The organism is Xenorhabdus lircayensis, assembly GCF_016306625.1.
GTDB classification, from domain to species: Bacteria; Pseudomonadota; Gammaproteobacteria; order Enterobacterales; family Enterobacteriaceae; genus Xenorhabdus; species Xenorhabdus lircayensis.
In genome coordinates this window covers 27,116-39,585 of sequence record NZ_JACOII010000061.1, presented here as the reverse complement: position 1 = coordinate 39,585, position 12,470 = coordinate 27,116, and the positions used below count along the sequence as shown (strand labels likewise).

10 protein-coding genes are annotated in these 12,470 nt (G+C 42.7%); all 10 read left to right on the top strand.

Annotated elements, in window-relative coordinates; translation table 11 throughout:
• Positions 1-22: 22 nt before the first annotated feature.
• The 10 genes from tssA (at position 23) to tssH (ending at position 12,463) form a co-directional block, all read left to right on the top strand.
• A complete protein-coding gene (tssA, locus tag H8A87_RS17140; RefSeq protein WP_232370339.1) occupies positions 23-1,072 on the top strand; it encodes a type VI secretion system protein TssA in 1,050 nt (349 codons plus the stop codon).
• A gap of 90 nt (positions 1,073-1,162) precedes the next feature.
• Positions 1,163-1,693: a type VI secretion system contractile sheath small subunit gene (gene tssB / locus H8A87_RS17135; RefSeq protein WP_198691134.1), complete on the top strand. Its 531-nt coding sequence runs from the start codon at positions 1,163-1,165 to the stop codon at positions 1,691-1,693.
• A 3-nt stretch (positions 1,694-1,696) separates the two neighbouring features.
• Positions 1,697-3,199 carry a type VI secretion system contractile sheath large subunit gene (gene tssC, locus H8A87_RS17130; RefSeq protein ID WP_198691133.1) on the top strand — a complete coding sequence of 501 codons (1,503 nt, stop codon included), beginning with the start codon at positions 1,697-1,699 and terminating at the stop codon, positions 3,197-3,199.
• A 118-nt stretch (positions 3,200-3,317) separates the two neighbouring features.
• Positions 3,318-3,803: a type VI secretion system tube protein Hcp gene (locus H8A87_RS17125; RefSeq protein ID WP_198691132.1), complete on the top strand. Its 486-nt coding sequence runs from the start codon at positions 3,318-3,320 to the stop codon at positions 3,801-3,803.
• 43 nt (positions 3,804-3,846) lie between these two features.
• On the top strand, positions 3,847-4,341 hold the full coding sequence (locus tag H8A87_RS17120; protein ID WP_198691131.1) for an Hcp family type VI secretion system effector: 495 nt from the start codon (positions 3,847-3,849) through the stop codon (positions 4,339-4,341).
• A gap of 102 nt (positions 4,342-4,443) precedes the next feature.
• Positions 4,444-6,153, top strand: coding sequence for a type VI secretion system-associated FHA domain protein (locus tag H8A87_RS17115; RefSeq protein ID WP_232370338.1), 1,710 nt, complete (start codon positions 4,444-4,446; stop codon positions 6,151-6,153).
• Between the two features lie 83 nt (positions 6,154-6,236).
• Positions 6,237-6,791 (top strand): type VI secretion system baseplate subunit TssE, encoded by a 555-nt coding sequence (locus H8A87_RS17110; protein WP_198691129.1) that lies wholly within the window; start codon positions 6,237-6,239, stop codon positions 6,789-6,791.
• Positions 6,792-6,808: 17 nt separating this feature from the next.
• The gene (tssF, locus tag H8A87_RS17105; protein WP_198691128.1) at positions 6,809-8,683 is read left to right on the top strand and encodes a type VI secretion system baseplate subunit TssF; all 1,875 of its coding nucleotides are present in this window, start codon (positions 6,809-6,811) and stop codon (positions 8,681-8,683) included.
• A gap of 33 nt (positions 8,684-8,716) precedes the next feature.
• Entirely contained in the window at positions 8,717-9,787 is a 1,071-nt protein-coding gene (tssG, locus tag H8A87_RS17100) for a type VI secretion system baseplate subunit TssG (RefSeq protein WP_408646939.1), read from the top strand.
• Positions 9,788-9,844: 57 nt separating this feature from the next.
• Positions 9,845-12,463 (top strand): type VI secretion system ATPase TssH, encoded by a 2,619-nt coding sequence (tssH, locus tag H8A87_RS17095; RefSeq protein ID WP_198691127.1) that lies wholly within the window; start codon positions 9,845-9,847, stop codon positions 12,461-12,463.
• Positions 12,464-12,470 lie beyond the last annotated feature (7 nt).

Sequence of the window (12,470 nt, the reverse complement as noted above, 5' to 3'; positions counted from 1 at the left end):
TAACCATTGATATAAGCAGAAAATGACCATGAATATCGATGCCTTACTTGAGCCAGTCAGCGCCGAATCTCCCTGCGGAGAGTATTTGGAATACGATACCGAATTTATGAAATTAGAGCAGTCCTTGTTCGGAAAAACAGAACAGCAGTTTGGTGATATCACTATTCCAGCAGAGCCACCGAACTGGATACAGGTAGAAAAACAATCCATTAACTTGTTAATGCGCACCAAAGATCTGCGTGTCATCATAGCGTTAATACAAGCATGGGTGGAAACACGAGGATTATGTGGTTATGCGGATGGCCTGAATTTACTCAAGCAAATGCTGGAACGCTATTGGGAAGATGTTTGGCCAAAATTGGTGTTTGAAGGTGAATATGACCCTTTATTCCGTCTTAATATATTGGCTGCCATTGAGGATGCTTCTCCTCTCACGTTGCAAGTGAAACGCTCCATTCTACTGAAAAGCATTTCGAAGGAATTGTCATTACAAGAAGTTTATTCATTGCTGGATGGCACAATAAACGAAGTCAGTGGTTATACAGGTGGGCGCACTCGATTACTGGATGAATTGAGACAACAGGCCAATACCCCTGAAATTGCAGCAATAATAAGTATTCGTGATCACCTTATCGAGATCCTCGACATTATTCGCCAAAAATTATCAGAAAGTAATGTTCCTGAACTATCAGGGTTTTTAAAACATTTGAATAAGCTCATTGAATTTTGCCCTGCATCTCAGCCAATGATAAACATTCCTGAGGCGTCAGTTGGCCCAGATGTTGAACCCACACCATTTATGGAGCAGGAAGATCCCTCATCATCAGCAACTTCGACACATGGAATCTCTATTCATTGGAGCGAAATTGAAGCCGGCAACCGTGATGAAGCACGCATGTTATTAGAAAAAGCTAAAATCTATTTTCTCAAGTATGAGCCTAGCCATCCGGCTCCGATGATGATTGCTCGTATTCAGCGGTTAATTGATCGTGATTTTATCGACATTGTTTATGATCTTGCCCCAGATGGATTAAATCAACTCGAAATCATTTTTGGTCGCCCAGACCCTTAACGTAAGTTAATTGCTTCCAGTCTTACCCCATCAGTCTTATTAGCTGTTTATTTCTTATTAATCTAATTAGCCAGTAATGGAGAATTTGTCATGAAATCCAGTGGACAAAAGTTTATTAGTCGGAATCGACCTCCGCGTGTACAGATTGAATATGATGTCGAACTTTATGGTTCAGAACAGAAAATCCAATTACCGTTTATTATGGGGGTGATGACTGATTTAGCGGGAAAACCCGTAGAAGCCTTACCTGAAGTGGGTGATCGCGGCTTCATGGAAATTGATGTTGATAACTTTGATGAGCGAATGAAGTCTCTAAAACCCCGTGTCGCTTTTCAAGTGGATAATACGCTGACAAGTGACGGAAAACTGAATGTCGAACTGATTTTTGAGAAAATGGAAGATTTTCAGCCCGGGGCCATTGCCAAAAAAGTGGAACCACTCGCTAAACTACTAGAAGCACGAACACAACTGGCAAATTTATTATCCTATATGGACGGTAAAAACGGCGCAGAACAACTGATTGCCGATATCCTGCAAAACCCTGCCCTACTGAAATCACTGGCCGAAGCGCCAAAACCCGCAGAGAGTTCCACCGAAGAAGGAACGGAGAATAAGGAGTAATTAATGAGTACCACTGAACAAGAAACCGAACTTCAGCAAGAACAGGCACCGAAAGAATATACGCCTGATGAACTGAGTGTGTTACTGAATAAAGAATTCCGTCCACAAAGTGATCAGGCACGCAGTGCTGTTGAAAATGCGGTAGCAACGCTGGCACAACAGGCGCTGGAAAATACGGTTACAGTCTCCGGTGATACTTACCGTACCATTCAAGCTCTGATTGCCGAAATTGATGACAAACTATCACAGCAAATCAATCATATTCTACACCATGACGAGTTCCAAACACTGGAAGGTGCTTGGCGTGGCCTGCACCATCTGATCAATAATACTGAAACAGATGAAATGCTGAAAATCCGTGTGATGTGCATTTCCAAAAAAGAGTTGGGCAGTACTCTAAAACGTTTTAAAGGGGTCAGTTGGGATCAAAGCCCAATCTTTAAAAAGATCTACGAAGCAGAATATGGTCAATTTGGGGGTGAACCTTACGGTTGTCTGATTGGAGATTACTATTTCGATCATACTGCACCCGATGTTGAACTTTTGCGTGAGATGGCACAAATTAGCGCGGCAGCACATTGCCCATTTATTTCAGGAGCCGCTCCGAGTGTTATGCAAATGGAATCTTGGCAAGAATTATCTAATCCGCGGGATCTGACCAAAGTTTTTCAGAATACTGAATACGCCCCTTGGCGCAGTTTACGCGAATCAGAAGATGTTCGTTATCTGGGGTTGGCGCTACCACGTTTTCTCTCTCGTCTACCCTACGGCAACAAAACCAATCCCGTAGATGATTTTAATTTTGAGGAGGATACCGAAGGCCCCACTCATAGTAACTACACTTGGGCCAATGCCGCGTATGCCATGGCCGTTAATATCAATCGCTCATTTAAATTGTATGGCTGGTGTACCTCTATCCGCGGCGTAGAATCCGGCGGGAGCGTGGAAAACCTGCCTTGTTATACTTTCCCATCCGATGATGGAGGGGTTGATATGAAATGCCCCACCGAAATAGCAATCAGTGATCGCCGTGAGGCTGAATTGGCCAAAAATGGTTTTATCCCATTGTTGCATCGTAAGAATACGGATATGGCAGCATTTATTGGTGCACAATCACTGCAAAAACCTGCCGAATATTACGATCCCGATGCTACTGCCAATGCAAATCTTTCAGCCCGTCTACCCTATTTATTTGCCTGCTGCCGTTTTGCCCATTACCTGAAATGTATTGTGCGAGACAAAATAGGCTCATTTCAGGAGCGCGGTGATATGGAGAATTGGCTTAATCGCTGGATAATAAACTACGTCGATGGTGATCCAGTAAACTCTTCACAAATAGTCAAAGCTAAAAAACCGCTAGCAAATGCAGAGGTTCAAGTAGAAGAAGTCGAAGGCAATCCTGGGTATTATAAGGCGAAATTTTTTCTGCGTCCTCATTATCAACTAGAAGGTTTAACGGTTTCTCTACGTTTAGTGTCAAAACTTCCTTCATTAAAAGGAGATTAAAATAGAGCAGACCACATATCAATATTTATTTTGTAATGAAATTCATTTGCAATACCATTCTATACATAATTTCAGAATATGTATTATTTATATATTGCTCATTCAATCGGAGTAAATTATGACTGAAGCTAATTATGGGTATATTCAGTTTGAGGGTATTGAAGGCGAATCCGGAGATTCAAAACATACCAACTGGACAGGTTTTAGTAATATTGGTATTCAGACTATAAATCCCTCAAGTATAGATGGTGTTTCTGGTCTGAGTGCTGGAACACCACAAATAGATGAAATCCGGATAGCGTTCGAACTCGAAAAAGCTTACATCACAATGCGTAAATTTCTATTAGAAGGAAAGCACATTAAAACAACGACAATAGAAATAATGAAAAGGGGGGAAGCAAAAGATATAGTATGGCAGAAAATTGTGCTGACAAATGCCTTGATTGTCTATAGTAGTATAAGTATTAGCCTTAATTACTCTTATTGCCAGCTTGGAATAGACTTCGAAAAATACGAAGAGACATACACAGGGCAAAAAGCCGATGGTACTGCTGATGCTGCAATTAAACATGGTTATGATCGTTACACTAACGAAATTACTTGATTAACTTAATTAAAAGTGACATTAATTAAAAGAGACATTAATTATGAGCGAATTAACCAGCGGTTATTTAAAAATAAAAGATATTAAAGGTGAATCCAAACACACCAAATATGTAGATTGCATAACTATTTTAACAATGGATCATATTATAACCAATTCAGCAAGTATGACCCAGAAAAAAGGACTATGCGCAGGTACGCCTTACATAGGTGAAATGATAATTCAAATATTGTATGATAAATCCAGCACTGCCTTGCGTGATTATTTAATAAAGGGAAAACATATTCAAGAAGCCAAATTGGATATATTAAGATCATCAAGTAAGGATGAAGAAGAAGCATTTCATGTGTTTACGATGACGAATGTACTTATTACTGCATGTAATACAACTTACGATGCATTTGGCAGCAGCAATAGCATATTTATCAAGTTAAGTTTTGAACAATACCTAGAAACCTATACTGGCCAAAAATTTGATGGCACTCCAGATGCTTCAGTTTCTTGCGGTTATAATGTTGCCACTAAGAAAATTAGTTAATGAACACAAAAATAATAATGTCAGTAATAACCTCCCTATTTCAAAAGGGAGGTTATCTTTATCAACAATAGGCATCTATATCAACAATAGGTATCCATGGTTATGCGATTCACCATTGTTAAAAATATCGGTACAAACCAGCCGCCACAACTGAGTTGTGACTTTTCTCCACCTGGTGGCACTATCGGCCGCAGTACGGACAATAATTGGGTTCTGCCCGATGAAGATCAAGCTATAGCCCGTTCACAAGCGATTGTCTCCATTTCTGCCGATGGCGAATGCCGCATTACCAATCGTGGGGCTGCCTCTGAGATTTTGCTGAACACAATACCTATGGCTCCCGACCGTCAGATTGAAGTTCGTGATGGTGATGTGCTGAATATTGGTGATTACCAAATTCAAGTCATTAATATCGACCAAAGTGTTCCACCTTCGGCTACAACTCGCGTTCTCAATACGACACAAACACCCACCAGCAAACCTGAGGAAATCCCCAGTGCAGTCTGGGAGGGATTGGAAAATATTTTTACCGCGCCCGATGTAACATCAACATCAACAACATCGACGCAAAAAAACCAACAGATATCTCAGGAATTGCATGACAATAATCCGCTAATAAAGCCTCAGCAACATCAGGAACGCAATCCCATTAATCCACTCGAACAAATGGAGACAACGATTGACCTTGATACTCTGCAATTCCGTGCCACCGATCCTATTACGATGTTTACTTCAGATACTGATTTCCAGCAGGAAAATATTCTGAATGACAGCACGCCCAGTACATTATTACAGCAGAACAATCAATATGGTAATCGGAGTGATAAATGGGAAGTTGATCCACTGGCACTATTTTCCGATAAGCATGCACAGAGTCTTAAAAATGATGATCCCCTGAATTTGATGCTGAATAATGCTGAACCTCTGGTAGCTCCGGATGAAGCGGCTATTTCTGAACTACAAGAAAGACCCGGTCAGGATAATTCACTATACTTTACTCAGGAATCTTCTTCTCCCTTGCCCTCACTCTTCGCAACAGAAGAAACAACCCGAAGCTCTACGGACCCAGTTAAGCACCAGTACAGTGCCAGTAATCCACCTTTTCGTAATAAGAATAATGGTAACCGTGCCTATGAGCGTCTTGATATTGACCCAATTACAATTAAATATACACCTAATTCTCACCCAACAGAGGGGGTTAAATTAGAGGGTAAACTATTGGCAGCCTTACTGGATGGTATGGGACTCAACCATATCCAAAGGCCACAATTTGATGAACATGCGATGTATCAATTGGGGAAATTACTCAGCCAGTTATCCCAAGGTATTATGGCGCTCAATGCTTCACGCACTCTGCTGAAACACGAAGCTGATACAGACATGACCCAGATTCTGGTGGATGCTAACAATCCGTTTAAACTTCTCCCTTCTGGTCAGGCTGTACTGGTTCAAATGTTTGGTAACCAGATGCCGGGATTTATGTCACCAGAACAGGCAACGCGAGATATTTTAATCGAGTTGCAAGCACATCAATTAGGTATGATTGCAGGGTTACGTACCATCGCAACAGACATCTTACAATCATTCGAACCCACCATTATTGAGCAAAAAGCACGTGAAGAAGGTGGGCTTCCTCGCTTGTCATTATCATCAACCTATAAAGCCTCTTTATGGGATTATCTCATCCAAAGTTATCAGAAAACTGTCAATAAACCTGAACAAAGTTATCCCCTGTTTGGTGAGAACTTTTGGCAAACTTATGAAGCAGAAATAAATCAATATAAAGATTCTCAAAATAAATCAAAAAAATAAAAAAACATTAAGAGTCCATTCCTACCACCTTTTCACCCTATCAATCACCATTGCCCATAATCATAATACCTAATAGGTGACCAATGAATGACAATATAACTATGCTATATGGCGGTTATCGTAGTCGTAGGCCACCCGCACGCATAACAGCCAAAGATAGAATGCTGCCTTCTTTGCTGGACAGGCTCACCGATAACGAACCTGATAAAAAAAAAGAAGTCGTTAGCAACTATCTATTGTCACACAACGCTCTGCGGCAAAATGTACTGCGAGATTTGCAGTGGCTGCTCAACAGCATCAATAGAGAATCTAATCAAGATCTTTCCTCTTTTCCGGAGATACGTCACTCCACTTATAACTTTGGCATAACACCCTTGGCTGGTAAAAATATGTCTGATATCGAATGGAATGATATCCAAAATAACATCATTAACACGATTCATGTTTTTGAACCACGCATCCTTCCCGATGAACTTCAGGTGAGTTGTATTTCCGATATAAATTCACTATCGCTATACAATATATTATCCATCGAAATAAAAGGTTTTTTGTGGTGTATTCCTTGGCCACTTGAATTCCTGTTCCGTAGTGATATTGATCTGGAACACGGTTATTTCACCATGAAAGAAGCTGGATAAAAAATACGAGGGAGATTATGGACAGTAAGCTGTTGGAGTATTATAACCGTGAGCTGGTGTATTTGCGTGAAATGGGCAAAGAATTTGCTGAACGCTACCCTAAAGTTGCCAACCGTTTGGGAATGCACGGTATTGAAGTCACCGATCCCTATGTTGAACGCCTAATGGAAGGTTTTGCTTTCCTAACTTCCCGCATCCAATTAAAAATGGATGCCGAGTTTCAACATTTTTCCCAGCACTTACTGGAGATGCTATATCCCAACTATCTGGCCCCTACTCCCTCAATGGCGATTACAGAACTCCAGCCAGACATGAGTAAAGGAGACATCAGCCACGGTTTTCTAGTGCCACGCGGTACCATCATGCTCTGCCAGACACTGAAGAAAGATGGTATTACTTTTCAATATTCCACCGCTCAGGATGTGATTTTACAGCCACTGAATTTGCAAAAAGTGGAGCTTGGCAAGATCCCCGCCAATATTCCTCTTGTGGGATTAAACCTTCACCAATATGGTGCTGTCAGTGCATTGCGGATCCACCTTACCTGTAAGGGAAAGTTTTTCCTCAATGATCTGGATCTGAACAAACTCACATTCTTTCTTTCAGGGCCAGATATTCAGTCCCAAAAATTGCTGGAACTGATTATGGAGCATTCTGTTGGCATGGTATGCCAAACTCTGGGGGCCACTCCGCAATATCAGGTATTGCCTGATATTTCACCACATCATGAGGGCTTTGATGATGATCAGGCACTTTTGCCCAATAATCCCCGTAATTTCAGCGGCTATCGCCAAGTCCAAGAGTATTTTGCCTTTCCGGCACGTTTCCGATTTTTCAGTATTCGTGGTATGCAATCTTTACTAGGGCAAACCCCAAAAGATAATGAATTTGAACTGATCCTACTTTTGGACAAAACCGATAGTGTTTTAGAAAGTCTGGTCGATATTTCCTATCTGGCTTTGAACTGTACTCCCGTGATTAACCTGTTCCCCAAAGTGACCGAACGAGTCACCATTGATGAAAGCACCAATGAATATCATCTGGTCGCAGATAACATCCGTCCACGGGATTACGAAATTTTTTCTGTACAACGCCTGCACGGTGCTGATGCACAACACAAAGAAGAACAGATATTTCGCCCTTTTTGGTCAACTAACAGTGATGATAAGGGCAATTATGGTGCTTACTTCTCACTGCGTCGTGATCCCCGTATTTTGTCTGAACATGATCATCACTATGGAACCCGTACCAGCTATATAGGTACAGAAACATTCATCTCAATTGTTGATGAACATCATTCCCCATGGCCTAACACATTAAAATATCTGAGTGCCGATGTTATGTGTACTAACCGCGATTTACCGGCAATGTTACGACAACAGGATATCAACAGTTTTGCCATGCTGGATTCCATTCCCATCAGTCAGATTGTGTTTCTTAAAAGGCCAACTATCCCACACCCTGCTCTGGCAGAAGATTCAACGTCATGGAAATTAATTAGCCAACTTCAAATTAACCATATGAATTTTATGGATAAAGATGAAAAAGAAGGCACTCAGGCACTACGACAATTATTAAGTCTCTATGCCAACCTTGCTGAACCCGCAGTGGCACGTCAGATCAGCGGAATACGTCACTGCTCATTAAAGGAAATCTATCGCAGAGTACCCGAACCAGGTCCCATCGTTTTTGCCCGTGGCGTTGGCATTAAGCTGGAAGTCGATGAACAGGAGTTTGCAGGTTCCGGTTCATGGCTTCTAGGCAGTGTGCTGGAAAAATTATTCTCACGTCTGGTGACCATGAATTCATTTATTGAAATGACACTGCATAGTCAACAACGTGGGCAGATTGGTTTCTGGCCTGCCCGCATGGGCAACAAGAAATTAATATAAGAATGAATAATAAGAGTTATATAAAAGATACATATGAATATGAAGACAGATGTCATTGCCATTCATCGTGTATGCCGTTTACCAGATAATTTCTGGCAACAACTCTCTCAAACACCCTGGCAATTCGATTTATTCCAGACCCTGCGTCGGATCGACGCCCAATACGGAGAGTATTATAGGCTGGGGACTGCACCATTACCGCGATATGACCCTTTGCGCTTAGGACAAAAAGCTTCAATGGCATTCGCGCCCTCCACGATTTCAGAAGCTCAAAAACGGGAAAATTCGACACTGTATGAAATTATTATTTATAGTTTCGGGTTATTTGGCCCCAATGGGCCATTGCCACTGCATCTAACCGAATATGTCTATTCACGGAAGTATAATTATCATGATACTACGTTGGACGCCTTTGCTAATTTATTCCACCATCGACTGATACTCCTGTTCTACCGTGCGTGGGCCAATGCACAGCCCACATCATCGCTGGATCGGCCAGATAACCAGCAATTTTGCCATTATTTAGCCTGTCTGATAGGCATGGGATTGCCAGCTCAACAGAATATTGAGTCTATCAGTAACCACGCTAGCATAGGCAACCATGCCCGTTACGCTCTGGCTGGTCATCTTTTCCGTCAAGGGCATAGTGCAAAAGGGCTAGAAAAAATCCTGTTCTTTTATTTCAAGGTGCCCGTAAAAGTCATCCAGAATATTCCACAGTGGCTGAAAACCGAAACGCAGGATCAAGCTCGATTGAAAGCGGGACGTTATATGCCCCGTTTAGGTAAATCAGCATTTTTAGGTATTGCGGTATACGATATTCAACACAAGTTCCGCATTGAACTGGGGCCATTAACACGAGCAGAATATGTCATGTTTCTGCCAGGGCAACCCAAATTACAACAACTTCGTGATTGGGTTTATCAATATCTAGGTATTGAGTACGCATGGGATATCAAATTGATACTTGATAAATCAGCCATAACAGAAATGCATTTGTCGGAAACGGTAAAATTGGGTCTGAGTAGCTGGATTGGACAAGCTACCAGACCAACCCATTATGATGATTTAATCTACAACCCAGAACCCTCCAGAACGAATTAAAAACCATTAGCCTCTAGATAAATTCTCCCATAAACACAACTATTGCGGGTTACGCTTATGTCAGAAATCAGTCGTTCTGCGCTCTTTGGTAAACTCAATCGTGTATTATTCACATCACTGGAAAATGCCACAACATTCTGCAAACTACGCAGTAATCCTTATGTCGAACTGGTGCATTGGCTACACCAGCTCATGCAGCAGCAAAACAGTGATTTGCAATTAATAATCCGTTACTTTGCACTGGATGAGTCCAGTCTGACAAAAGATATTATCGCAGCACTGGATCGTCTGCCACGCGGTGCCAGCACAATTTCCGATCTCTCCGAACACATTGACAGCGCCGTAGAACGTGCCTGGGTATATGGTTCACTGAAATTTGGTGTTGATAAGCTCCGCAGTGCGCATTGGCTGATTGGTATGTTAAAAACCTTCAATCTCCGCAATACCCTAAAAGCCATTTCCCCGCAGTTTGATCGGATAAATACAGATATTCTGTTAGATAATTTCAACGCTATCTGCGGTAGCAGCGATGAAGCACAAGAGAGTGCCATATCACCACCAAATGCCCAGACAACAACACAATCAACGTCTGACAGTGCCTTGCGGCAATTCGGACAAGAACTGACCGCCCGCGCCCGCTCTGGCGATATTGACCCCGTATCAGGGCGCGATGAGGAGATCCGCCAGATTATCGATATTCTAATGCGCCGCCGTCAAAATAATCCCCTGCTAACAGGTGAGGCTGGAGTTGGTAAGACTGCTGTCATTGAAGGGTTGGCGTTGCGGATTGTGGCGAACGAAGTTCCCCCACCTCTGCAAAACGTTCAACTCTGGCTATTGGATATTGGTATGTTACAGGCTGGTGCAGGGGTTAGGGGCGAATTCGAATCCCGCTTGCGTAAAGTGATTGATGAAGTGCAATCCAGCCCGATCCCCATCATTTTGTTTATTGATGAAATTCATACTCTGATTGGTGCAGGCGGGCAACAGGGAACCGGCGATGCCGCCAATTTGTTAAAACCCGCATTAGCACGAGGTCAGTTACGAACCCTAGGAGCCACCACTTGGTCAGAATACAAAAAATATATCGAAAAAGATCCTGCCCTCACTCGCCGTTTTCAAGTTGTCCAAGTTCATGAACCAGATGAAACCAAAGCGCTGCTGATGCTGCGTAGTTTAGTAAGTGCACTGGAAAAACACCACCGTGTCCTTTTACTGGATGAAGCCGTTGAAGCTGCGGTGCGTCTCTCCCACCGCTATATTCCTGCCCGTCAATTACCCGATAAAGCGGTGGCTTTACTGGATACAGCTTGCGCTAGAGTTGCAATTAGTCAACAGGCCGAACCACCTCAACTAGAAAATTGCCGCCATCAAATTGATGCATTGAAGATTGAATTAGAAATTGTCGAACGGGAGTCTAAGGTAGGTATTGACGATCGGCTGCGGTCAGAAACGATCCTCAATGAACTATCCATATGGGAAGAAGAGCGGATCCAGCTGGAAAATTGCTGGCAACAAGAACTCGCTCTGATTGACAACATTATTCGCCTGCAAACCCAGCTTCATGAACAGCAGCTCGATGATATCAATACAGTTCATACGGAGTTAACAGAGCGACAACAGCAATTAAAAACTTTGCAGGGAGACACTCCCCTTATCTTTGCCTCAGTAGACAGCAATGTTATTTCCGCTGTTGTATCAGACTGGACGGGGATTCCTCTCAGCCGTATGGTAAAAGACGAAATTGATGCTGTATTGCAGCTGGCTGATACACTCAACCAACGTGTCATCGGCCAGTACCACGCCTTGGAATCAATCGCTAAACGGGTACGCACTTCACGGGCCAGATTAGATGATCCCAATAAACCTGTAGGTGTATTCATGCTCTGTGGCCCCTCCGGTGTCGGTAAAACCGAAACGGCTCTGGCACTGGCAGAAACGCTATATGGCGGTGAACAGAATCTGATCACCATCAATATGAGTGAATTTCAGGAAGCTCATACCGTATCCACATTGAAAGGTGCCCCACCGGGTTACGTAGGTTATGGTGAAGGAGGTGTGTTGACTGAAGCCGTTCGCCGTCGCCCTTACAGCGTGGTATTACTGGATGAAATTGAAAAAGCCCACCCAGATGTTCATGAGATTTTCTTTCAGGTTTTTGACAAAGGTTGGATGGAAGATGGTGAAGGCCGCCACATCGACTTTCGCAACACCATTATTATCCTGACATCCAATGTTGGGGCTGATTTAGTCAGTTCTCTATGTATACAGCAAGATCTTATCCCAGACCCGGAAAAACTCAGTACGGCACTGCGAAAACCGTTGCTTGACGTGTTTCCTGCGGCCTTATTGGGGCGGTTGCTGGTTATTCCTTACTATCCATTGAGTGATGAGGTGATGACAAACATCGTTCATCTGCAATTGGGGCGAATTAAAAAACGCTTACTGGAAAATCATGATATTACAGCCACATTCGATGATGATATGGTTAAATATATCGTTACCCGATGTACAGAAATCGAATCAGGTGGCCGTATGGTCGATGCCATCCTGACCAACACCCTGCTGCCACAAATCAGTCAACACCTGCTTTCTGCCAGAGCGAATGATCAACAATATCATCAGTTACACGTATCTCTCGAACAAGGTGAGTTTCAATTCCAATTCATGGATTAAGAGATTA